Source organism: Sinorhizobium sp. CB7 (assembly GCF_041357635.1).
In the GTDB taxonomy this organism is placed as follows: domain Bacteria; phylum Pseudomonadota; class Alphaproteobacteria; order Rhizobiales; family Rhizobiaceae; genus Rhizobium.
Genome location: NZ_JAULLL010000028.1, coordinates 50,943 through 72,964, shown reverse-complemented (window position 1 = coordinate 72,964; position 22,022 = coordinate 50,943). Strand labels below are relative to the sequence as shown.

Genomic DNA, 22,022 nt, shown 5'->3' with positions numbered 1-22,022 from the left:
CGGACTTCAGCGCTGCAACCTGGGCGGTCTTCAGTGCTGCGGTCTGATCGGTGGAGAGCGCCGCGACATTACCCGTGGAGAGACCCGACAGGGCGGTGGCTGTGATCGCCGCGATGTCGGCCGTCGAGAAGGCCGCGATATCTTCAGAGGCAAAAGCGCCAATTTGCGTCGAGGTGAGTGCCGCCACCTGCGCCGAACTCAGCGCTTCAGCCTGAGCGGAGCTCAGAGCACCGATCTGGTCGGTCGTCAGGGACGACACGATCTTCGTGCTGAGGGCTGCGACCTGGTCGGTGGAGAGTGCTGCGATGTTGTCCGTGCTGAGCGTCTTCAACTGCGTGGAGGTCAGGGCGCCGATCTGGGACGAGCTCAGGGCACCGATCTGGTCGGTGGTGAGGGCTGCGATCTGGTCGGACTTCAGCGCTGCAACCTGGGCGGTCTTCAGTGCTACGGTCTGATCGGTAGAGAGGGCAGCGATATTGGCCGTGGAGAGACCCGACAGAGCCGTCGCCGTGATCGCTGCGATCTCCGAAGTCGAGAAAGTTGCAATGTCTTCAGAAGACAGAGCCGCAATGTCGGCCGAGTCCAGCGCGGCGATCTGGTTGGCGGACAGCGCCTCGACCTGGGTGGAGCTCAGGGCGCCAAACTGGGCCGAAGTAAGAGCTGCAACCGTCTTCGAGTTGAGGGCTGCGATCTGGTCGGTGGAGAGTGCGGCGACGTTGTCCGTGCTGAGCGCCGAGATCTGTGCGGAGGTCAGGACTGCCACCTGGGACGAGCTCAGGGCGCCGACCTGGGCGGTGCTGAGGGCAGCGACCTGGTTGGTCTTCAGCGCGGCGACCTGAGTGGTCTTCAGTGCGGCGGTCTGATCGGTGGACAGGGCAGCGACATTGGCCGAGGAGAGACCCGACAGGGCGGTGGCTGTGATCGCCGCGATGTCGGCGGTCGAGAAGGCAGCGATATCTTCAGAGGCAAAAGCAGAAATTTGCGTCGAGGTGAGTGCCGCCACCTGCGTCGAGCTCAGCGCTTCAGCCTGAGCGGAGCTCAGGGCGCCGATCTGAGCGGTCGTCAGAGACGCTATAACCTTGGTGCTGAGGGCTGCGACCTGATCGGTGGAGAGCGCGGCGATGTTGTCCGTGCTGAGCGTCTTCAACTGCGTGGAGTTCAGGGCGCCGATCTGCGACGAGGTCAGGGCACCGACCTGGTCGGTGGTGAGGGCTGCGATCTGGTTGGTCTTCAGTGCGGCGATCTGGGTGGTCTTCAGTGCTGCGGTCTGATCGGTGGACAGCGCCGCGACATTGCCCGTGGAGAGACCGGACAGGGCGTTGACTGTAATCGCCGCGATGTCGGCCGTCGAGAAGGTCACAATATCTTCAGAGCTCAGAGCCGAAATCTGCGTCGAGGTCAGGACGCCAACCTGCGAAGAGCTCAAAGCTTCGACCTGATCTGAACTCAGTCCAGCGAGCTGTGTCGTATTCAGTGCCGCTATCTGGGCCGTGCCCAGGCTTCCAATCTTGCTCGTGTCGAGAGCCGCCAACTGGTCCAGGCTCAAGCCAGCAACCGAGGTTGCAGCAATGGCGCTCAGCTGTGCGGTGCTGAAAATCGCGACATCTTCGGTGTCAAGCGCGGCAATTTGGGCGGAGGAGAGAGCCTTGACCTGGGTGGTCGTCATCGCCGCGACGTCGTTTGTCGTCAGAGAGGCAATTACAGCGGTCGAAAGGGACTTGATCTGGTTAACAGTCAGAGAAGGAATGATGGAAGTCATGAGCGCGAGCCTTCAATGTTAATTGTTGTGAAAATCAACCCATTACCGCCGATGGCACGACAAGCGCCGAGCCCCTACGTGAGGCCCAGAGCGCGTGATGCACGTGCCATAAGCGGAACCGCTCACCCGGACGCGAAGAACAGCATCGATCTTCAAAGCGTCCTGATATGCGGAGTTATGTATTGAGGGACATGGCTCGCGGGAGCCTTAGCGTTCGGAAGCATCATGCAGACAGGACACAGACCGTCCTGATTCCTACGCCCACGAATGAAGCCGCTGATCCTGGCAAAAGATCGGTTCATTCATTTTTGTCGCAGTTTCATCCCAGCGAATGCGAACTACGACACTTCGTTATCACGATTAAGTCCTAGTCTTAAATTTTTAGTTAACGGGACAGCTTGAAGTACAAATTGTCCTCACATTCGACCACACGTTTACCTGAGCAAGAAAATTTAAGCATAGGCTAACCTTAAGGATTGACTATACGTCGAATCGACTGTCGGCAATACCGCCGAACAGCAGTACTGAAAAAGTTAGCAACAACTCAAGATCAATTCGGATTCGCGCCGCCTCGCGCATCGATAGACTGCGTCAGCACCTTGGCAGGAGTAAGAGAAGTCGCCCCCGCCTTGGAGGCGGGAATGGAATAATGCCCATTCGATACGGAATCGAGGAGGCGCAGGCGCCTGCACGACGAGAGCGCAAGCCCAAAGCAAGCTTGCCCGACTATTTGCTTAAATAGGCTCCAACTCGTTCTCCGCGTCGACCGCCAGGTCGCCTTTCAGTGGGATTTCCATGACCATCAACACGCATCTCGCCTCAGATCCTGCTTCGCCACTCGCTGGTTTGCTCGAACGGGCGCGACAACAGCGGCTCTCCCTGACGGAATTGTTTCAGCTTGCGGAAAACTTCAATTTGGCTGGGCAGAGAGAACAGGCGGCCGAACTTTATAAATGCTGGATTGCCTATAACGACTCCAATCCCCTGCTTCATCTCGTTCATTTCAATTATTCGGTCACTCTGCGGCAAATGGGCGACCTCGCCGGTTCCATCCATTCCCTGCGCGCTTGCCTGAAGGTCAAACCGCAGTTCGGTCAGGGGCATATCAATCTCGGCCGCGCTCTGGAAGATGCCGGCCTGACCGGACAGGCGATCCAGCAATGGCAGGCCTTTGCGGAGATGACGGCCGAGATCACGCCGGAGCGCATTGCCCATCGTCTGATGGTTCTCGAGCATACCGGTCGAGTGTTGGAGAATGCCGGCCTTATGGAGGAGGCGGAGAACGCCCTCTGGAAGGCAATCGAACTACGGCCCGACAAGACGCAGGCTGGCCAGCACTGGACCGCGCTCCGCCAACGCCAATGCAAGTGGCCGACTTTGGTCTCATCGGAGCATGTCTCGCATCGGCAACTTGTGGATGCATTGTCTCCGCTGACCCTTGCCTGTTACGCGGACGACCCCGTCTTTCAGCTGGCCAAGGCCTATCGCTACTGCAAGTCACTCGTGGGCCGACCCGATCTGAGCGGCTTCAAGCCTATCGCGCCGCGCCAGAAATCTAATACCGGGCAACGGTTGCGCATCGGCTATGTGTCATCCGACCTGCGCGACCATGCGGTTGGCTTTGCACTCAGCGAAGTCTTCGAGACGCACGACAAGAGCAGCGTCGAGATCTACGCATATTATTGCGGCGAAGCGCGGACCGGCGACGCTACGCAGACACGGATGATGAGCGCTATCGACCGCTGGCGCGATATTTCGACGGTCAGCGACAGCGATGCAGCAAAGCAAATCATCGCCGATGAAATCGACATTCTCGTCGATGTCAACGGCTACACGAAGCATGCGCGGACCAAGATCTTCGCCTATCGCCCGGCGCCGGTGATTGTCAGTTTCTGCGGCTATCCCGGCACCATGGGCAGTCCGTTTCACCAGTACATCATTGCGGATGAGCATATCATCCCGCCGGAACACGAGATCTACTATTCGGAAAAGGTGCTGCGGATACCTTGCAACCAGCCTGTCGACCGCAAGCGGCAGATCGCGCAGCGGCCGAGCCGAGCCGAAGCGGGGCTGCCCGAGGATGCCTTCATATTCGCCTGCTTCAATGGCATGCAAAAGATCACCGACGCTTGCTTCGGCCGCTGGATGGCTATTCTCTCCGCAACCCCCGGCAGCGTTCTCTGGCTGCTCGGCGGCGGCGAGGACGTCGATCAGCGCCTCAGGCAGGCAGCCGAGCAACTCGGAGTGGCGCCTGAGCGCCTGATTTTCGCTCCGAAGGCTCCGAACCCAAAGCACCTCGCGCGCATTGGATTGGCCGATCTCTTTCTCGACACCTTTCCCTATGGTGCGCACTCCACCGCTGCCGACGCGATTACGATGGGTCTGCCCGTCCTGACATTCCCGGGCAACGGTTTTGCATCACGGTTCTGCTCCAGCATTGTCGCCGCGGCAGGCGTGCCGGAACTGATCTGCGACGGGCCGGACGATTTCGTCCAGAAAGCCGTTGGATTTGCGCGGGACCGTCAAAGTCTCGCCACCGTCAGACAGGCCCTGGAGGGCCGGCGTGAAGCCAGCGTCTTGCGCGACATTCCGGCCCTCGTCCGGCGTCTTGAGCAGTTGTTCTGGCAGATGCAAGGCGAGTGCGAGCGCGGCGAAACGCCCGTGCCCGATCTCAGCAATCTCGACGTCTATTATGAGGTCGGAGCGGAGCTGATGACGGAAAACGTAGAGTTCAGCAGCAATGTGACCTTCCGGCAGCGGTATATCGAGAAGCTGGCGCAGTGGCACGCCTTTTCACCAATCCCGCACGACAACCGCTTGTGGACGGCGGCGACAGCTAACGCGTGACAAGTGGCACCGACCCAAAACACCGAGGATAATATGGCTCCAGTTATACTTGTCACATTTGCGGGCAGACAGAAGAGAATGGAAATCCTGACCCGGTATATTCACTCCGCCCTGGATGCCGGGATCATAGACGAATGGCATGTCTGGGATTTCACCCGCTCGCAGCAGGATCATGAATGGGTGACGGCCGAATTTGGCCCGGTCCGCTATATGGGATCGGCCGCGCCCTATCAGTTCGTAAGATCGGCGGGACTCAACCAACCGCTGCGCTTCAGCGCAACGATCACGAACGATCTTCATATCGCCATCGTTCCGCATGACAGCGGTGACGACTACTTCGAACTGGTTGTCGGCGGCTGGAGCAATTCGCACTCTGTCTTGCGGAAACTGCCACGCAGCGAGCTCAAGAGTTTCAATCGTAACGACGTACCGGCCATATGGAGCAAACCCACTCCGGGCATCCTGTCGCCGGGCACGCCAAACCAGATCGTCCTCAACATCGATGCGGCCGGTGTTCCGTCGCTCCACGTCAACAACGTGGCGATCGGGCGCTGGACTGAACTGGATCTATCAGCGGGTGCGTCCGTCATGGTCCGTGGCGGGTGGGGTGCCGGTCTGGAATTGGATGACACACGGTCGCGGATACAGCGTTTCGTCGGCAACCCGAATGAGGACATGCCCTATTGGCAGGCCTATGATTTCTATGCGAGGCGGCTGAAGATCTTCTCCGACTCGATATTTTTGAAATGCGATGACGACATCGTTTATATGAATCTTGAAAAGCTCAGCGATTTCATCGAATTCAGGCGTACCAATCCCAAATATCTCGTTGTCTCCGCCAATGTGGTGAACAACGGAGTTTGTGCCCACTGGCAGCAAGTGGCGGGCTCTATTCCCGAACGCGTTGGCCACTTTGAATACCCGCCGGGCGGATTTGGCGGAAGTCTCTGGCTGAGCGCGGAGCGTGCCAACGAGCTGCACGACTATTTTCTGCAAACAGACAATAAGCATCTGCCTTTGCCGAGCCAGGTGATCGAGTGGACTGAACGCCAATCGATCAACTTCATTGCATGGCTGGGCAGAGACCTTGTGCATATGGCCTTGCCGAAAGGCGATGACGAGCGGGCGCTGACAGTTGATCTTCCAATGCTGCTCGAGCGGCCCACGGCGATCTATTCGGATTTTACTGTCAGCCACCTCAGCTTCGGCCCCCAGGAGAAAGGCCTGGCTTTGGATCGCTTGATCCAGGCCTATGATGAACTGATGCGCAACTCGATCGCGGCGTAGCAGGCTCGTCTTTTTCACCTGGAAGTATTCTCAATAAAAAACGGAGCTGGAATGCGCGCGAGTGGAAGAATAGGCATAGTGGGTGCGGGATTGTCGGGGGCGGTCATCGGTCGGGAGCTGGCGCAGGCAGGCCATCAAGTCGAGATCTTTGAGGCACGCGACCATATCGCCGGAAACTGCCATACGGAACGCGACGCGGATACTGGGGTGATGGTCCATGTCTATGGACCGCATATCTTCCATACGGACGACCAAGAAGTCTGGGACTATGTCAACAGCTTCCAGAGCTTCAAGCCTTATGTAAACCGCGTCAAGACGACGTCGAAGGGCCAAGTCTATTCCCTGCCCGTCAATCTGCACACCATCAACCAGTTCTTCGGGAAAACCCTCGGGCCGCTTGATGCCCGCATATTCATAGAAGCACTGGCAGACAAGACAATCGGGGACCCGCAAACGTTCGAAGAGCAAGCGCTGCGCTTTGTGGGCAAGGACCTCTACGAGGCCTTCTTCAAGGGATATACCGAGAAGCAGTGGGGCTGCTCGCCGACGGAATTGCCGGCGTCCATCCTGAAACGGCTTCCAGTACGTTTTAACTACAACGACAACTACTTCTCCCACAAATATCAGGGAATGCCCGAGAACGGCTACACGGACATGATCAGCCGGATTCTGGACCATTCCAACATCAGCGTAAACCTCAAGACCCATTTTTCCCGGGCGCAGAAGCAGGATTTTTCGCATGTTTTCTACTCGGGGCCACTCGACGGCTATCTGGATCACGAATTCGGTCCGTTGGGTTATCGAACCCTCGACTTCGAGCGTTTTGACCATGACGGCGATTACCAAGGCTGTGCGGTCATGAATTACGGCGATGTGTCCGTGCCCTATACGCGCATTACGGAGCATAAGCATTTCTCGCCCTGGGAAGAGCATAGCGGATCAGTCTGCTATCGGGAATTCTCCCGTGCCTGCGGCCATGACGACATCCCCTACTATCCAATCCGCCTCGTCAAAGACAAAGAGCAACTCGCCCAATATGTGCAACGCGCAAGGCTCGAAACATCGATCACCTTTGTCGGGCGGCTCGGAACCTATCGCTATCTCGATATGGACGTGACCATTCGCGAGGCACTTGATACGGCGCGGCTCTACCTCGCCCGAAATGCAGACAACGCGTCGATGCCAGTATTCCTGCATTCGCCGATTTGACGATGACAACATTGGTGCGCCGGCCGTCGACGCTCTCTGTTTCAAGGAGCGCCATGGCCCGCATTGTTGCTGCCGGGTGATTTCAGGTCGAATCGGCCTGAAATCTGAATCCCCTCTCAACCAAAAAGTTGGAGCAGGATGTGGCCCGAAAACCCCGCACACTTTTCGGCGCCGCGTTCTAAAGCGGTTCAGCTTTTCACGGAAGCGCAGAACCGCTCTAAGCTTTTGTTTTTACGCAATTCCGGACGGAAAACCGCTTCGCACTTTTCCTGGAATTGCTCTAGCTGAAAGAGCGCACCAGGCTTCCAACGAGAAGATTCCAGCCGTCAATCAGCACAAAGAAGAGAATCTTGAAGGGAAGCGAGATCGAAGTGGGCGGGAGCATCATCATGCCCATCGCCATCGTGATCGTAGCGACGATCAGGTCGATGACCAGGAATGGCAGGACGACCAGAAAGCCGATCTCGAAGCCGCGCCGGATTTCGGAGATCATGAAGGCAGGGATGAGAACGCGATAATCGACCTTGCCGTCGACCACCACGGTCTGGCCCCGCTCCTGCGCCAGATCGACGAAGAGGCGCAGATCCTTGTCTCGCGTATTGGCATTCATGAACGTGCGGAACGGTTCGGCGATGCGCTGAACGGCGTCGGCTTCGGTGATCTGATTAGCCAGCAGCGGCTGGATGCCGTCCTGCCAGGAACGATCGAAAGTCGGCGCCATGACATAGAAGGTCATGAAAAGCGCAAGGCTCAACAGAACCATGTTCGGCGGCGTCGTCGCCAGACCCATTCCGGAGCGCAAAATGGAAAATGCGATGACGAAGCGTGGAAAGCTTGTCACCATAATCAGAATGCCGGGCGCCACGGACAGAACGGTCAGGAGACCGAAGGTGCGTATAATCCATGCCGCGACGGAACCGTCGACCGGTACATTCAGAAGATTCGTCGGAAGCTGCTGCGCTGCCGCCAATCCGGGCATCGCCATCATGGCGAAAAGAAAACTTAAAGCTCGAATCATTCGATCACAAAGGTTCGGAAGATAACCTTCGATACTTTGCCTTCCGAACGAAGGTCAACACGCTCCTGAATGTCATCCCGTAGATATTGAAAGCCGCGCGGGCCCTCGATCTGCTGAAGGGAGACGGTACGGATGTAGGCCAGGATATCCTGGTGGATGTCTTCGGCGAGCTTGACGTCCGGCGGCCCTTTGAAGAGCAGCGCGACCTCGAGTCGGACCCAGTTCTCGGAGGGATAAGCGAGGTTCGACGTGATCGGCTCGAGCTGGACGATGCCGTTGGCTTCGGTCGAAATATGGGGCAGTCCCTGTTCGCCTTCCTTCGCCTGCTCTTCGGCCTTTTTCTCTTCCTCGGCCTTCTGGGCCTCCTGCGCTCCCTTGATATTAGGAGCAATCATAGTTCCGACGGCCCAACCGCCACCGCCGCCAAGCACGGTCAGGATCGCGAGGCCGGCGATCGTCAGGATCATCGGGTTTTTTTTCTTTTCACCGCTATCGCCGGCGTCCGGTTCTGCCATGGCTTTTCATCCATCCGTCTGTTGGCTCGCCTTCTCTCCCGCCTCAGAGCGGTGAGAGAAGATCGATTGCCTGCTGACCGCGCGGCGGCTGCTGCACTTCCATCAGACGGCCGCGGCCGCCGTAGGAAATGCGGGCTTCAGCAATCTTCTCGTAGGAAATGGTGTTTTCAGCATCGACGTCCTGCGGCCGGACGATACCAGCGACGTTGAGAATGCGCATTTCCTGATTGACGCGCACTTCCTGCGAGCCGCTGATCACGAGGTTGCCGTTCTCCAGAATGCCGGTCACGACGGCGGCGACGAGCAGTGTCAGCTTTTCGGAGCGCTCGATCTTGCCCTTGCCGTCCGTGCTGGTGTCCGACCCATACGTCAGATCGGTCTTCGATTGCGGCGTCCAACCGAAAACCTGCGCATTCACGTCCCAGTTCATGCCGCTCGAATTCGTACGGCTGCGATTCGTCTCGTTGTCGAAGGACGCCTTGTCGTTGATCTGGATATTGACCGTCAGAATATCGCCGACGTTGATTGCACGGGCGTCCTTGAAGAGGGCCGCCTGGGAATCGCTCCACAGCGAATAGCCCTGCGCAACCTGATGCGGCCTTTTGGGATAAAGCGCCATCTGCGGCGTCTGGCCGTAGGCAAGGCCGCTGCCGATCGGACTCATCGCCGGCGCCCTGCCGATTTCCTTGATTGCCGCGCTCTGGCAGCCCGACAGAAGGACGACGGCCATTATCGCAGCCGAGAAACGCTTTTTCATGAGGGATCCTTCGAGGTATTGGGATCGGACGCGCTGGCAATGATATTTGCGATGACCGCCGCTTTCTTCGCGTCCATTTCATTCAAGATGAGGCTGGACTGACGGGCATTCAGCTTCATGATCACCGCTGCCGCAACCTCGGTCTTGACTTCCTGGAGCTGCTGCGCCGCCGCGTCCGGCTTCATGTTCTTGTAGATGTCGACGAGCCCGGCTTCCGCCTGCTGCAGAAATTCATTGCGACGCTTCAGCCAATCCTCGTATTCGGCCCTTCGCTTTTCCATGGTGGCAACGCGCTCGTCGACATCCGCCTGGAGTTTTTCAAGCTCCTGCTTCTGCAGGAGATAACGCTGATCCCGAGCGGAATCGGCGATGTTCGTGCAGTACTGTCGGATTTCCTCTTCCGTCGACAGCTCTCCCGCGGGTCTTGGCGCTTCCTGAGCGAAGGCCCCCGGAATGGACAGAAGGATTGCGACAATCGCCGGCAGGGCGATCTTACGCGCGAAGCCCGGAATTGCCGAAGTCACACCAATCGTTGTCATTGCAGCACAAGCTCCGCCTGAAGGGCTCCCGCCGATTTGATGCCTTGCAGGATGGCAATAATGCCGTCCGGCTTGACGCCGATATTGTTGAGACCGGCGACGAGAGTGCGCAGGTCCGGCCCGTCGAGAATGGCCACGCGGCCGCCGTCCTTTTGGGCGTAGATGTCGGTTTGCGGCTGGACGGCCGTCACACCGCGCGAGAAGGGCTCCGGCTGAATGATCTGCGGCGTTTCGGTGACCTGAACCGTCAAAGTACCATAACTGACCGCCACCGGCGAAACCCTGACGTCGGCACCGATGACGATCGTACCGGTCCGCTCGTTGATGACGACCTTTGCGGGCGTATCCGTGGCCACCTCCAGGTTCTCGATATCCGCCATCAGTCGGGTCAGATCCGCTGTGCTAGGCTTACTGACCACGACCTCCTGCGAATCCTTGGCCTGCGCGATCGGCGTGCCAAAACGCCGGGACGCATAGCCGTTCACGACATCGGCGATGCGGGCGGCTGTCGAGAAGTCGGGATTGCGAAGCTGCAGAACCAGATTGATCGAATCGCTGAAGCGCGATGGCAGTTCCCGTTCGATGATGGCGCCACCAGGTACACGGCCCGCAGTTGTCACCCCTTCGGTGATGGTTGCAGCCTGGCCCTGGGCGCTGAAGCCGGAAACGATGACGGAGCCCTGGGCGACGGCATAGATCTGTCCGTCGGCGCCGGAAAGCGATGTCATGATGAGTGTTCCGCCGCGCAGCGACGTGGCATCGCCAAGCGAGCTCACCGTCACGTCGATCCGGCTGCCGGGGCTTGCGAACGGCGGAAGATTCGCAGTCACCATCACTGCCGCAGTATTCTTCGCGTTCGAATCTCCGCCCTGTGTGGAGATGCCGAGATTCTGAAGCATGGCGCGCATCGACTGCTCGGTGAAGGGGGAAGCACGCAGGCCGTCGCCGGTTCCCTGGAGACCGACGATAAGACCATAACCGATCAGCTGGTTATCGCGACCCGCCTGGAGAGAAGCGATGTCCTTGATACGGGAGGTTATCGCCCAGGCGGGCTGCGGTGGCAGAAGGCCGACGGGCAGCAGCAGGAGAGCCGCCAGGAGACTGCGCAGTTTCTTCATCGCGCCACCACATGGACTGTCCCGTCGGCAAGCACGGTCCCGCTGACGATGATACCCGAATCCATATTTCGGGCACGTATGACCTGCCCGGTCGTGGCATCCTCCAGCGGCGTTCCGGCCGCTGAGATGGTCATATTGCCGACATTGAAGACGAGACGAACCTTGGAACCGCGCGTCACCGTGTACGCCTCGCGCAGCGCTGAAACGGAAATGGTCCGCCCTGGCAGCAATGTCCGCTTCGTCACCCTCCCCACCACCTGATCGATCGACTTGGCATAGTCGCCGGCGAGATTGGGATTTGTGACTTCCACTTCCTCGACGCGGGCGCCGGTGACGGTTTCGCCCGGATAAATGACTTCGGTCGGCACGACGGCATAACCCATGCCGGCATTTGCCACGACCGGCGCCAGGACGGCGACGACGGTCGCCGCAGAGAGCACCAGTCCCCTTGCAATTTTTCTCCGGCGAACCATCATGTTCGGCCTTTCCTTCCTTATTTCAGGTTTTTGCTGACGATCTGAGCCATTTCGTCGGCTGTCGTGATAACCTTGGAGTTCATTTCGTAGGCGCGTTGGGCCGATATCATCTCGGTGATTTCCTTGACCGGATCGACGTTGGACGATTCCAGATATCCTTGTTTGATGTAGCCCATGCCCTCTTGATCCGGATCGTTGACGACCGGCTGGCCGGACGCAGCCGTCTCGGCGAAGAGGTTGTCGCCCATCGGTTGCAGCCCTGCCTCGTTGACGAAGTTCGCCATGGTCAACTGTCCGAGGACCGTGACATTGGTATCGGTGCCGAGGCGTGCACTGACCTCGCCCGACCGGCTGATTTCGATGTCCTGTGCATTCGTGGGAATGGTGATGTTTGGAATGACCGCGTAACCATCGATCGTGACCAGCTGGCCGGTTTCGCTCTTGTTGAAGGTGCCGGCGCGTGTGTAAAGAGTCGATCCGTCGGGCGCCTCGATCTGAAACCAGCCCTTGCCGACGATTGCCATGTCGAGGTCATTGCCGGTCTGCGTCAGTTCACCCTGAATGTGAAGGTTGCGGACGGCAGCGGTTTGCACACCGAGACCGATATTGGCGCCTTCGGGAACGATGTTCTGGTTTGCGCGGTTCGCAATGCCCTGCGCGCGCTCCGTCTGGTAGAGAAGGTCGGTAAACTCGGCGCGGGCACGCTTAAAGCCCGTCGTGTTGATGTTCGCGATGTTGTTCGCGATTACTTCAAGGTTCGTCTGCTGGGCATTCATGCCCGTCGCGGCAATGGCGAGCGCTCTCATATGTTCGTTCTCACTCCGTTACATCTGCATTTTGGTGACGTCGAGAAAGGCTGAAACGACCTTGTCGCGCAGCGCGATCGCCGTCTGGAGAGACTGTTCCGCCTGCAGGACCGCGTCCACGACCTCGCGGGTCGTCGCGGTACCCTTGATGCCTTCGAAGGAGGCTTTCTCCGCCTGCTTCAGATTGTTGGCCATGTCGGTGGCCATATTGCTCATGACCGAGGCAAAGCTCGACCCAGAAGACGTGCCGGAAGCAGATCCCTGGGTGGAAGAAAGCTCGCTGGACTTTTCCGTGGCAACGCTGCCAAGTCCGCGCGTCAGCGATAGAGAACTTACACTTTGAACATTGTCGATCATTGCGATGCCTTCAGAAGATCAATGGTGGCCGAGATCAGGTCGCGAGATTGCTTGATGGTCTGCAGATTGGCGTCGTAGGAACGGTTCGCCTCGCGCATATCCGCCATCTCGACGAGAACGTTGACGTTCGGCAGCTTGACGATGCCACGTTTATCGGCAGCCGGATTGTCCGGATCGTATTCCTCGATGAACTTGGACTCGTCATTGCCGAGTCTCTTGACGCCCACGGTCGTCAGGTTGTTCGCACGATCCACCTCGGCGCCGAAAGTGATCGTCTTGCGGCGATAGGGATCGGCGCCCGGCGTATCACCGGTGGAGCGTGCGTTGGCAATATTTTCGGAAACGATGCGCAACCGGGTCGATTGCGCCTCAAGGCCGGAGCCTGCAATTTTCAAGGCTGCTGAAAGTGGATCCATGACATCACTTCTTTACGGTCATCAACATCATTCGATGAAAGGAAGTCACCAGCGAGGTATTCAGCTGATACTGGCGCTGAATTTCGCCGGTCTTTGACAGCTCTTCGGCGAGACCGACCGTATTTCCGGATTCCTGGACGCCGATTTCCTGGTCGAGGGCGGCTTCCTTGACGTCGATATCGTTGTTCGAGCTGAAATCGTTGCCGGAGAAATGCGCGGGATTGGTTCTCGCCATTGCGATATTCTCGTTATTCAGGACCGCGTCGAAAGGGGTGATGTCCTTGGCCTTGAACTTCGGCGTATTCGCATTTGCTATGTTGCCAGCAACAACTTCCTGACGAATGGAAAGCCATTCGGCCTGTCGTGACGCCAGGTCAAAGAGTTGGATGGGTTGCATGGGCATACTCCGTTCTGATTGCCCCGACCCTAGGCCGGTAATCTTGCGTGGGACTTACGGAAGATTGCGATCCTGATTTCCGGCGGAATCATTGCTTTCAGGGAGAACGTCCGTCAGGCAGAGCACTTGTTCGAGGACAACAAAAATAGGCGGCCGGAAATTACCCGCCGCCTGCAATGCCGCTCAATTCTAGTAGGTTGGAGCGGAATGCGGGCGAAACTGCTTACACTTTTCCCGCTCCAGCGATCAGTTGTTCCCGTAGACGTCGCCCCTGGAGGTGACGATTACCCATTTGCCATCGCGCTGCTCCAGCGCCGCGAGCTTGCTTTCGTCCGGCAGGATCGATCCGATGCGCACGACATACATGCCCGTTGAATCTTCAATCAGCGCACGCCCGTTGGAGACATGCAGGAGACGGAAACCGGCCTTCCCGGGAAATGGCTGGTCTTCGTCGGCTGCCGGCCCCTTGTCGTCTTCCCGGCCGATATTCGAGACCGTTGCCGTTGTCAGTGGGTCGACTGTTCCGTTCAGTTTTTTGTTGGTTTCGTTCCTGTTGATCATGGCAAGCGGCGACACGCTGAAGACGTTGCGCGCCGGCCAGTCGGGAAGCTCGCGCGTGCGATTTCCCTCCGTCACACTGATGCCGAACTTGTCCGAGTTGAAGAAGACATACCAGGGAAAAAATGCCGAAAGACCCGCCAGAACGAGACCGAGGCCGGCCAGCGCCCGATCCGTCGCGCGCGATTTCCCTTTGGATTGTTGTTTCAGCGGGGCAACGGGTTCATCTGCATCGGAATCAGTCACGTCTAACCTCTCTGCCTGACCGCCGGGGGCGCCGGCTGATTGATGATCCCCGATCCGGTCTTCAATGCCGTCGCCAGATCGGTGAAGGCATCGGGCGAAGGCCCATCGCCAGGGCTCTGCTTCAGGACATCATAAATGATCGGCACCTGTTTGATGGCCATGTCGAGATCGGGATCGCTGCCGGCGCGGTAGCCACCGATGAGGCGCAGATCGCGCGTTTCCTCATAGCGGTGGACCAGTGTTTTCAGGCGAGCGACGAGTTTTTCCTGATCGACGGTCCAGGCCTTGCGCGCCAGACGCGATATGGATGCGAGCGGATCGACGGGGGGATACCGGCCTTCTTCCGCTAGGCTGCGCTGCAGGACGATATGTCCGTCGAGAATACCGCGCGTCGAATCGGCGATCGGATCGTTGTGGTTATCGCCGTCAACCAGGATCGAGATGATGGCGGTGACGGTTCCCGTTCCCTCAATGCCGGGGCCTGCACGTTCGAGCAGACGCGGCAGCTCGGTAAAAACGGACGCCGGGTAACCGCGTGCGATCGGCGGCTCGCCGGAGGCTGTCGCGACCTCGCGGATCGCATGGGCAAAACGGGTGACGCTGTCGATAATCAGAAGGACGTTGTCGCCCTGATCGCGAAAATGCTCGGCAATCGTGATTGCCGTCAGGGGCGCCATCTTGCGCAGCATCGGGCTCTCGTCGCTGGTTGCGACGACCGCGATCGATTTCTTCATATGCGAGCCGAGCGTGTCTTCGATGAATTCGCGAACTTCGCGACCGCGCTCCCCGACCAGTGCGATCACGACCTTGTCGAAGGCGCCAGCGCGCGCCAGCATAGACAGAAGCGTAGACTTGCCGACGCCGGAACCGGCGAAAATGCCGAGACGCTGCCCCAGGCAGAGAGGCGAGAAGATGTCGATCGCGCGAACGCCGGTCTTGAAGCCCTGTTCAACACGCCTGCGGGTCATCGATGGCGGCGCCGTGTTGGAGATCGAACGGCGTACCGTTCCCTGCGGCAGTGGTCCAAGCCCATCAATGGACTCACCGAGCGAATTGATCGTTCTGCCGCACCAGGCATCCGTGGGTGCGACGCGGAAGGCGCCCTTGCGGATCACGGTGTCGTGGATGCCGATCGGCTCACCCGGTTCGATCGGGCAGACATAGGTCAGATCCGGCTCGACACGCACGACCTCACCGAGGTGAAGTCCCGTCGCGGACCGGTGAGCGACGAAATCGCCGAGGCGCACGTGACGGGAAAGGCCGGCTACCGTGTAGTGACCGGCCGCAATCGTTTGAACGTGGCCCCCGTGCGCCACCAGTGCCTCCGGCGAAGCGTAGCGGTTTGCAAGTGCTCCAAGATGCGTGAGTTTCGAGGATAACGCGTTATCCGGCCGCATTTCAGTCGTCATGCCGGTCACCCGTGATTACTTGCTGCCGCCGAGGGTCTTGATGGCCTCGCCGAAGGAGGATTCGCTATCCTGCATCAGTGAACTGATGCTTTCGAACATACGGTTCACCTCGATGAGCTGCGTCATTTCGCGCATCGCATTGACATTGGAATTTTCGAGATATCCCTGGGCGACACCGGTGTTGATCCGGTCGACGACCGCCTGCGGTTGCTGTGTCGTGATGATGCCGCTGTTGTCGGCGCGCAGGTAACCGCGGGTAACGTCGGCCTGATACAATCCCAGAGAGGCAACCTGGCGTCCGTCCTGGAAGATGATGCCGTCCGCGCCGACCTTGAGATCGCCGCCAGTGCGGTTGACCTGAATGGGAGCACCACCGGTGTCGAGGACCGGATAGCCCTTGATCGAGACGAGCTCACCCGCATCCGTCAGGGTGAAACGTCCGTCGCGTGTCAGCACCATGCCATTGGGCGTATCGAGTGCGAACCAGGCATCGCCCTTGACGGCGAAATCAAGGAGATTGCCGGTATGCTCGAGCCCACCGTTTTCCGCCGAGAGGTAATCGTTGCCCTGGGAGACGAAGGCCACCTTTGCGTTCAGATCGTTCCCGGTGTTGGACATCATCTGATCGAACTTGACCTCGGTGGCGCGAAAGCCGACCGTATTCACGTTGGCCATATTGTCGGCGATTGTCGTCAGCCGGCGTTCGAGCGCCATTTGCGAAGACAGGGAAACATAAAGGCCAGACTGCATCTTACAAATCTCCGAACCGGACATTGAGCAAACGAAGACGCTTCTGCTGGTTGCGCTTCGCTGAGTTGGTCATCTCATACACGGGGCACGGATGCGCCCGTTCGTCTCCCTCAATGTGGCGACAAAGGCTTGCGCGAAGCTGACAGCGGAAAATGCGGGAAACGGGGCTTTCCATCAGCCTCACGCAAGCCAGAAACCATATCCGTTTTGGTGAAAAACAACGTTCAGATGTGGACTGGCGATGAATATCATTATCGGATTTGTAGTGACCTGCGGCTGCATCATCGGCAGTTTCATGGCGATGGGCGGTGAGCTCGACGTTCTGTTTCAGCCCTTCGAATTTCTGATCATCGGCGGCGCCGGTCTTGGCGGTTTCATCATGGCCAATCCGATGAAGGTCGTGAAAGATTCGGGCAAGGCGCTCGGCGAGGCTTTCAAGCATGCGGTGCCGAAGGAGCGCAACTATCTCGACGTGCTCGGCGTCCTCTACTCGCTGATGCGCGATCTGCGCACGAAATCCCGAAACGAGATCGAGGCGCATATCGACAATCCGGAAGAGTCCTCGATCTTCCAGTCCGCGCCAACGGTGCTCAAAAACAAGGATCTGACCGCTTTCATCTGCGATTACGTGCGGCTCATCATCATCGGAAACGCCCGTTCGCACGAGATCGAGGCGCTGATGGACGAGGAAATCAATACGATCCTCCACGACAAGATGAAGCCGTATCACGCGATCAGCATCATGGGCGACTCCTTCCCGGCCATCGGTATCGTCGCGGCAGTGCTCGGCGTCATCAAAGCCATGGGCCATATCAACGACTCTCCGGAAGTTCTCGGCCATCTGATCGGCTCGGCACTCGTCGGCACCTTCCTCGGCATTCTGCTTTCCTACTCGCTCTGTGCACCGCTGGTTTCCCAGATCAAGGTCGTCCGCAACAAGCAGCACCGCCTCTATGTCATCGTGAAGCAGACGCTGCTGGCCTACATGAACGGTTCCGTTCCGCAGGTGGCTCTGGAATACGGACGCAAGACGATCTCCTCCTACGAACGCCCGTCGATCGACGCGGTCGAACAGGAAATGATGAACCCCGGTGGTGAGAACAAGGCGGCCTGATCATCCATGAGCAAAGAAACCTCGAACATACCGGTCATGGATCGCGCTCTTCTTGCCAGGTTAACAGGTGCGCTCGGTGATACCGCGACCGTTGCAAAGCTCTGCAGCGCCTTCGGACAGGTCTATGGCGAGTTCCTGCCCGATATCATCAAGAGCGAAACGGGGCTGAACGTCACCGCCAGCTATCTCGGATGCGAAGCCGGCTTCATGACCGACCTCATCGCAGATCTCGGCGAAAACGTCGCGCTGGTCGATGCGTCACTCCGCAACTGGTCACCGAACGTCGTCCTTTCCTGCGGTAACGGCTTCGTCATGACGCTGATGGAGCATATGCTCGGTGCGCTTCCGGAAACGATCGAAGAACCGGTCCTTCGTCCGCTGTCGGTCATCGAGCTCGATCTCGCCGTCATGGTTTTCGACAAGATCGCCAACGTCATGCGGTCGGCGGTGGATGCTCCCGGCGGGTTCGAACCCTATCTCGAGCGGCCTTACAATATCGAGGACCGTCCCAAGCCAGCGGATGACTATGTCGACGAATTCGCGGCGACGGTGAAAATGGCCATCACGCTCGGCGAGGTCACGTCGGAATTCGCATTGGTGGTTCCGCAGAAGGCCCTGTTGAAGACGACGATCAAGCCGCCCAAGGCCAAAACCCAGGCAGCAAAATCCAACGAATGGACCGAACAGATGAGCGAGCAGGTTCGCCGCTCTCAGGTCACGCTCGAAGCGCGCATAAGATTGCAATCGCTTACTCTCGGCACGATTTCGCGGCTCGCCGTCGGCGATGTCATTCCGTTCAAGGAAAAGGGCGATGTTCGTGTCGAGGTCAGTGCCAACAACAGGGATCTGTACATATGCGAATTCGGGCGGTCCGGTGACAACTATACCGTCAGGGTAAAGGACAATGTGAATTCAGATGACGAACTGATTAGGCACCTAATGAATTAGTCGGTGTTCTCGCGCTGAAGCTGCAAGGCAGCTTGAGGCAAGTTTCAACTGGAATAGTGATTTCATGGCGACGAAGAAAACACAAAAATCGAGTGACGAATCATTGCAGCTCCCCGGCAATGACGCCGAGCTGGAGCAGGCGATCGATGACCTCCGCGGCGTGCTGAAAAAGGGCGCCGACAGCGATCTGCCGGATTTCGGCGGTGACATCGGCTCCGATATCGCAGTCGGCGACGCCCAGAACGACGGGCTGGAGCTTTCGGCCTTCGGAGGCAATTTCGGCGGTGACACTTCCGGTTTCGATGCCGGCGGTTTTGGGGCCGATTCCTCCTTCGCGGACACATCCTTCTCCGGCGGTGAATCAGGCACAATGCAGCCGCCGGGAAGCGCGTTGACCGCAAACCTCGAAATGATCATGGACATTCCCATCGATGTTCAGATCGTCCTCGGCAGCAGCCGTATGCAGGTTTCCGGTCTGATGAACCTCAATGAGGGGGCGATCATCGCGCTCGACAAAAAGATCGGCGAACCTGTCGAGATCACAGTGAACGGGCGCAAGATTGCCCGCGGCGAGATCACGGTTCTGGAAAATGACGATACGCATTTCGGTGTAAAGCTTATTGAAGTTCTGAGTACGAAAAAAGCCTGATCCCTGTGCGGGACGGAGAGGGAAAGACCATGATGGACTTTGACGATTTCGGCGGCGCCCTTGCCGAGAAACCGTTAACCCAGGCTGAAAAAGCGGCAGCCGTTCTTCTTGCGATGGGAAAACAGGTCGCGGGACGGCTGCTGAAATATTTCACGCAAAACGAGCTGCAGCTCATCATCGCTTCGGCTCAATCGCTCCGCCCCATTCCGCCGGATGAGCTTGCCCAGCTTGTTGCCGAGTTCGAAGACCTCTTCACCGAGGGCGCCGGTCTCATGGACAACGCCAAGGCCATCGAAAGCATTCTTGAGGAAGGGCTTACACCCGACGAGGTGGATAGCCTGCTCGGGCGCCGGGCCACGTTCGAGGCCTATGAGACCTCCATCTGGGACCGCCTCGGCGAGGCCGACCCGGCATTCGTCGGCAAGTTCCTGCTTCGCGAACATCCGCAGACCATCGCCTATACGCTTTCCATGATGCCGTCATCCTTTGGCGCGAAAGTGCTGCTGCAGCTCCCCGACAGCCGTCGCGCCGACATCATGAACCGAACCGTCAATCTGAAGGACGTCAGTCCGAAAGCAGCGCAGATCATCGAAAATCGCGTGGTCATGCTGCTCAACGAAATCGAGGCGGAACGCAATTCCTCTGGTTCGAACAAGGTGGCGGAACTGATGAACGAGCTGGAGAAACCCCAGGTCGACACGCTTCTTACCTCCTTGGAATCGATCAGCAGGGAAGCCGTCAACAAGGTTCGGCCGAAGATCTTCCTCTTCGAGGATCTCATGCACATGCCGCAGCGCAGCCGCGTCATGCTGCTCAACGACATTTCGTCCGACATTATCACCGTGGCACTGCGCGGCGCGCCAATGGATATCCGCGAATCCGTGCTTGCCGCCATCAGCCCTCGACAAAGGCGCATGATCGAATCGGATCTCGCCGTCACCGGCGCGCCGATCAATCCCCGCGAAGTGGCGATCGCAAGACGCGCGGTTGCCCAGGAAGCCATACGGCTTGCCAATTCCGGGCAGATCCAGCTCAAGGAAACCGAAGAGGAGAAATCCTCGGCGGCCGCGTGAGACACGACTGCTGTTGAAAATCTCAACCCTGCGCCAGCATCCGGTTGATCGGGCCCCGGCGCGGGCCTACCGTTGACGATGGGCGGATCGCGCATTTGCGCGATGCTCGCCTGTTTGAGGAAGGCGCGCGGATTTGGCTGACGATCAGGACAAGGACAGCAAAACAGAATCCCCAACCGAGAAAAAGATTCGCGATGCCGCGGAAAAGGGAAATGTCCCCCATTCCAGAGAGGCTTCGATCTTTGCTTCGGTGGCTGCCATTTTCATCTATCTCGTCTTCTTTGCGCCTGGCGGCGTCGGGCGAATAAGCGAGATATTGCGCGATCTTTTCGAGCAGCCGGATCAGTGGAAAATCGAAACAGGCCCGGACGTCATTTCACTTTTCGTCCGGCTGGGTTGGGCGACAGCGGCGCTGCTGGCGCCGGCTTTCATTCTCTTTGTCGTCTTTGGCGTCGGCGCATCCGTCGCCCAGAACCTGCCCACACCGGTTCTTGAACGAGTGCGCCCACAAATTTCACGCCTTTCTCCTACCAAGGGATTTGCTCGGATCTTCAGCGGACCGGGCCTCGTCGAGTTCGGCAAATCGCTGTTCAAGATCATGGTCGTGTCGTTGATCATGTTCTTCGTGCTGCGATCGGAATATTTCCAGTCCATCGATGCGATGTTCTCGGACCCGCAGACAATCCTCGTAAGATTGCTGGCGATCCTGCGTAAAGTCGTCATCGTCATTCTGCTTTCAACGGCCGTCATCGCGGTCGTCGATCTTTTCTGGTCGCGATATCACTGGTTTACGCAATTGAAGATGACGAAGCACGAGGTCAAGGAAGAGCTGAAACAGGCTCAGGGTGACCCGATCGTCAAATCCCGCCAGCGCTCAATTGCCCGCGACCGGGCCCGCCGCCGCATGATCAACAGCGTTCCGCGTGCCACGCTCGTCATTGCCAACCCGACCCACTACGCGGTCGCCCTGCGTTATGTCAGGGAGGAAAACGATGCGCCTGTCGTCGTGGCCAAGGGCCAGGATCTTATCGCACTGAAGATCAGGGAGATTGCCGAGCAGAACGGCATTCCCGTTTTCGAGGACCCGCCTCTTGCCCGCTCCATGTTTGCGCAAGTCTCGGTCGATAGTGTCATACCGTCAGTATTTTACAAGGCTGTGGCTGAGCTCATACATCGGGTCTATGCCGCGCAGTCGAATAAGAAACGGGTCCGATAAGCCGAATGAAAAAATGCCCCCACTCCAGCCAGCGTGAAAAAATTCTTGCCGATGCAATCAATCCGGTAGCATCGGAGCTCAGGCTTCTCGACGCGGCCGACCTGATCTCGCTGCTGCGTTTTGAATATTACGGCAATCTCTCCGATCTCGTGGCATCGGCGGCCGAGCTCTATTTTCATCCCGGCACGATCAATTTCGGTCTCGGAGGAGATTATCGATTGGATTGGGACGGCAAGCCGGAAGTGGTTCTTGATCTCGAAATCAAACCGCAAGGCGTGACCATCTATGCCCAGCTCACATTGGCGAGCCATCATGCGGGCATCGAGATCAATCATATCTCGTTCCAGAACGCGTCCGACGATCCGGACGAAAACACGGCTCTTCTGGAAAGAGGCCTGCAGCAGGCCCGGTATTCGACGAGCCGTTCGGGCGCTCTATCGCTTTAATGCATGTCGCGCAAAAGTGTGCAGCGGTTTTTGCGGCAACGACATGCATGAAAACAACAAGCTGAAGCCTGTCGCGTGAGCCTACCTTCACGCGCCAGGCTTTTGGAGACGG

At 58.2% G+C, this 22,022-nt stretch carries 22 protein-coding genes and 1 pseudogene; 9 read left to right on the top strand and 14 right to left on the bottom strand.

Translation table 11 applies throughout. The features are described from left to right. Positions 1-1,759: pseudogene (locus tag AAE029_RS33505) on the bottom strand (hypothetical protein); the annotation flags it as partial. 795 nt (positions 1,760-2,554) lie between these two features. On the opposite strand from AAE029_RS33505, the gene AAE029_RS33500 reads away from it, so the two are divergent. The 3 genes from AAE029_RS33500 to glf are packed head-to-tail and all read left to right on the top strand — an operon-like array spanning position 2,555 to position 7,102. Next, positions 2,555-4,606: a glycosyl transferase gene (locus tag AAE029_RS33500; protein ID WP_371077248.1), complete on the top strand. Its 2,052-nt coding sequence runs from the start codon at positions 2,555-2,557 to the stop codon at positions 4,604-4,606. A 33-nt stretch (positions 4,607-4,639) separates the two neighbouring features. Beyond that, positions 4,640-5,893: a hypothetical protein gene (locus AAE029_RS33495; protein ID WP_371077247.1), complete on the top strand. Its 1,254-nt coding sequence runs from the start codon at positions 4,640-4,642 to the stop codon at positions 5,891-5,893. Between the two features lie 51 nt (positions 5,894-5,944). Further along, positions 5,945-7,102 carry a UDP-galactopyranose mutase gene (glf, locus tag AAE029_RS33490; protein ID WP_371077246.1) on the top strand — a complete coding sequence of 386 codons (1,158 nt, stop codon included), beginning with the start codon at positions 5,945-5,947 and terminating at the stop codon, positions 7,100-7,102. Positions 7,103-7,382: 280 nt separating this feature from the next. Here glf and fliP read toward each other — a convergent pair whose 3' ends face one another. From fliP to flgF, 13 genes are all read right to left on the bottom strand, one after another. Then, positions 7,383-8,120, bottom strand: a complete 738-nt coding sequence (fliP, locus tag AAE029_RS33485) for a flagellar type III secretion system pore protein FliP (RefSeq protein ID WP_371077245.1) — start codon at positions 8,118-8,120, stop codon at positions 7,383-7,385. Next, on the bottom strand, positions 8,117-8,635 hold the full coding sequence (locus tag AAE029_RS33480) for a flagellar basal body-associated FliL family protein (RefSeq protein WP_371077244.1): 519 nt from the start codon (positions 8,633-8,635) through the stop codon (positions 8,117-8,119). Before AAE029_RS33480 ends, fliP begins: the two co-directional genes overlap by 4 nt. Before the next feature lie 43 nt (positions 8,636-8,678). Next, a complete protein-coding gene (gene flgH / locus AAE029_RS33475; protein ID WP_371077243.1) occupies positions 8,679-9,392 on the bottom strand; it encodes a flagellar basal body L-ring protein FlgH in 714 nt (237 codons plus the stop codon). Further along, positions 9,389-9,931, bottom strand: coding sequence for a MotE family protein (locus AAE029_RS33470; RefSeq protein WP_371077242.1), 543 nt, complete (start codon positions 9,929-9,931; stop codon positions 9,389-9,391). The genes flgH and AAE029_RS33470 overlap by 4 nt, the downstream gene beginning before the upstream one ends. Beyond that, positions 9,928-11,049 carry a flagellar basal body P-ring protein FlgI gene (locus AAE029_RS33465; RefSeq protein WP_371077241.1) on the bottom strand — a complete coding sequence of 374 codons (1,122 nt, stop codon included), beginning with the start codon at positions 11,047-11,049 and terminating at the stop codon, positions 9,928-9,930. Before AAE029_RS33465 ends, AAE029_RS33470 begins: the two co-directional genes overlap by 4 nt. After that, entirely contained in the window at positions 11,046-11,525 is a 480-nt protein-coding gene (flgA, locus tag AAE029_RS33460; RefSeq protein WP_371077240.1) for a flagellar basal body P-ring formation chaperone FlgA, read from the bottom strand. The genes AAE029_RS33465 and flgA overlap by 4 nt, the downstream gene beginning before the upstream one ends. 17 nt (positions 11,526-11,542) lie before the next feature. Then, a complete protein-coding gene (gene flgG, locus AAE029_RS33455; RefSeq protein WP_371077239.1) occupies positions 11,543-12,331 on the bottom strand; it encodes a flagellar basal-body rod protein FlgG in 789 nt (262 codons plus the stop codon). A gap of 18 nt (positions 12,332-12,349) precedes the next feature. Then, positions 12,350-12,688 carry a flagellar hook-basal body complex protein FliE gene (locus tag AAE029_RS33450; protein ID WP_371077238.1) on the bottom strand — a complete coding sequence of 113 codons (339 nt, stop codon included), beginning with the start codon at positions 12,686-12,688 and terminating at the stop codon, positions 12,350-12,352. Beyond that, on the bottom strand, positions 12,685-13,104 hold the full coding sequence (gene flgC, locus AAE029_RS33445) for a flagellar basal body rod protein FlgC (protein WP_371077237.1): 420 nt from the start codon (positions 13,102-13,104) through the stop codon (positions 12,685-12,687). The genes AAE029_RS33450 and flgC overlap by 4 nt, the downstream gene beginning before the upstream one ends. A 4-nt stretch (positions 13,105-13,108) precedes the next feature. Then, positions 13,109-13,501 (bottom strand): flagellar basal body rod protein FlgB, encoded by a 393-nt coding sequence (gene flgB, locus AAE029_RS33440; RefSeq protein WP_371077236.1) that lies wholly within the window; start codon positions 13,499-13,501, stop codon positions 13,109-13,111. A gap of 246 nt (positions 13,502-13,747) precedes the next feature. Continuing rightward, a complete protein-coding gene (locus AAE029_RS33435; RefSeq protein ID WP_371077235.1) occupies positions 13,748-14,305 on the bottom strand; it encodes a flagellar protein in 558 nt (185 codons plus the stop codon). 2 nt (positions 14,306-14,307) lie between these two features. Next, on the bottom strand, positions 14,308-15,714 hold the full coding sequence (gene fliI / locus AAE029_RS33430; protein ID WP_371077234.1) for a flagellar protein export ATPase FliI: 1,407 nt from the start codon (positions 15,712-15,714) through the stop codon (positions 14,308-14,310). 15 nt (positions 15,715-15,729) lie between these two features. Next, positions 15,730-16,464, bottom strand: a complete 735-nt coding sequence (gene flgF, locus AAE029_RS33425) for a flagellar basal-body rod protein FlgF (RefSeq protein WP_371077233.1) — start codon at positions 16,462-16,464, stop codon at positions 15,730-15,732. Between the two features lie 241 nt (positions 16,465-16,705). On the opposite strand from flgF, the gene motA reads away from it, so the two are divergent. From motA to AAE029_RS33395, 6 genes are all read left to right on the top strand, one after another. Beyond that, on the top strand, positions 16,706-17,578 hold the full coding sequence (motA, locus tag AAE029_RS33420) for a flagellar motor stator protein MotA (RefSeq protein ID WP_371077232.1): 873 nt from the start codon (positions 16,706-16,708) through the stop codon (positions 17,576-17,578). Positions 17,579-17,584: 6 nt separating this feature from the next. After that, on the top strand, positions 17,585-18,526 hold the full coding sequence (locus tag AAE029_RS33415; RefSeq protein ID WP_371077231.1) for a FliM/FliN family flagellar motor switch protein: 942 nt from the start codon (positions 17,585-17,587) through the stop codon (positions 18,524-18,526). A 64-nt stretch (positions 18,527-18,590) separates the two neighbouring features. Continuing rightward, on the top strand, positions 18,591-19,175 hold the full coding sequence (gene fliN / locus AAE029_RS33410) for a flagellar motor switch protein FliN (protein WP_371077230.1): 585 nt from the start codon (positions 18,591-18,593) through the stop codon (positions 19,173-19,175). Positions 19,176-19,204: 29 nt separating this feature from the next. Continuing rightward, on the top strand, positions 19,205-20,248 hold the full coding sequence (gene fliG / locus AAE029_RS33405) for a flagellar motor switch protein FliG (RefSeq protein ID WP_371077229.1): 1,044 nt from the start codon (positions 19,205-19,207) through the stop codon (positions 20,246-20,248). Between the two features lie 133 nt (positions 20,249-20,381). Beyond that, positions 20,382-21,464, top strand: coding sequence for a flagellar biosynthesis protein FlhB (gene flhB, locus AAE029_RS33400; protein ID WP_371077228.1), 1,083 nt, complete (start codon positions 20,382-20,384; stop codon positions 21,462-21,464). A gap of 5 nt (positions 21,465-21,469) precedes the next feature. Next, complete coding sequence (locus AAE029_RS33395) at positions 21,470-21,910, top strand: hypothetical protein (RefSeq protein ID WP_371077227.1); 441 nt, start codon at positions 21,470-21,472, stop codon at positions 21,908-21,910. The last annotated feature ends 112 nt before the right edge of the window (positions 21,911-22,022 follow it).

Bases quoted from the DNA above. Each gene is read 5' to 3' on its own strand.
- fliI (WP_371077234.1), bottom strand. From the start codon at position 15,714: ATGACGACTGAAATGCGGCCGGATAACGCGTTATCCTCGAAACTCACG.
- motA (WP_371077232.1), top strand. From the start codon at position 16,706: ATGAATATCATTATCGGATTTGTAGTGACCTGCGGCTGCATCATCGGC.
- fliN (WP_371077230.1), top strand. From the start codon at position 18,591: ATGGCGACGAAGAAAACACAAAAATCGAGTGACGAATCATTGCAGCTC.
- flgC (WP_371077237.1), bottom strand. From the start codon at position 13,104: ATGGATCCACTTTCAGCAGCCTTGAAAATTGCAGGCTCCGGCCTTGAG.
- flgG (WP_371077239.1), bottom strand. From the start codon at position 12,331: ATGAGAGCGCTCGCCATTGCCGCGACGGGCATGAATGCCCAGCAGACG.
- AAE029_RS33450 (WP_371077238.1), bottom strand. From the start codon at position 12,688: ATGATCGACAATGTTCAAAGTGTAAGTTCTCTATCGCTGACGCGCGGA.
- AAE029_RS33465 (WP_371077241.1), bottom strand. From the start codon at position 11,049: ATGAAGAAACTGCGCAGTCTCCTGGCGGCTCTCCTGCTGCTGCCCGTC.
- AAE029_RS33470 (WP_371077242.1), bottom strand. From the start codon at position 9,931: ATGACAACGATTGGTGTGACTTCGGCAATTCCGGGCTTCGCGCGTAAG.
- AAE029_RS33415 (WP_371077231.1), top strand. From the start codon at position 17,585: ATGAGCAAAGAAACCTCGAACATACCGGTCATGGATCGCGCTCTTCTT.
- flgB (WP_371077236.1), bottom strand. From the start codon at position 13,501: ATGCAACCCATCCAACTCTTTGACCTGGCGTCACGACAGGCCGAATGG.
- flgF (WP_371077233.1), bottom strand. From the start codon at position 16,464: ATGCAGTCTGGCCTTTATGTTTCCCTGTCTTCGCAAATGGCGCTCGAA.
- AAE029_RS33500 (WP_371077248.1), top strand. From the start codon at position 2,555: ATGACCATCAACACGCATCTCGCCTCAGATCCTGCTTCGCCACTCGCT.
- AAE029_RS33495 (WP_371077247.1), top strand. From the start codon at position 4,640: ATGGCTCCAGTTATACTTGTCACATTTGCGGGCAGACAGAAGAGAATG.
- flgH (WP_371077243.1), bottom strand. From the start codon at position 9,392: ATGAAAAAGCGTTTCTCGGCTGCGATAATGGCCGTCGTCCTTCTGTCG.
- glf (WP_371077246.1), top strand. From the start codon at position 5,945: ATGCGCGCGAGTGGAAGAATAGGCATAGTGGGTGCGGGATTGTCGGGG.
- fliG (WP_371077229.1), top strand. From the start codon at position 19,205: ATGATGGACTTTGACGATTTCGGCGGCGCCCTTGCCGAGAAACCGTTA.
- flgA (WP_371077240.1), bottom strand. From the start codon at position 11,525: ATGATGGTTCGCCGGAGAAAAATTGCAAGGGGACTGGTGCTCTCTGCG.
- fliP (WP_371077245.1), bottom strand. From the start codon at position 8,120: ATGATTCGAGCTTTAAGTTTTCTTTTCGCCATGATGGCGATGCCCGGA.
- AAE029_RS33395 (WP_371077227.1), top strand. From the start codon at position 21,470: ATGAAAAAATGCCCCCACTCCAGCCAGCGTGAAAAAATTCTTGCCGAT.
- AAE029_RS33480 (WP_371077244.1), bottom strand. From the start codon at position 8,635: ATGGCAGAACCGGACGCCGGCGATAGCGGTGAAAAGAAAAAAAACCCG.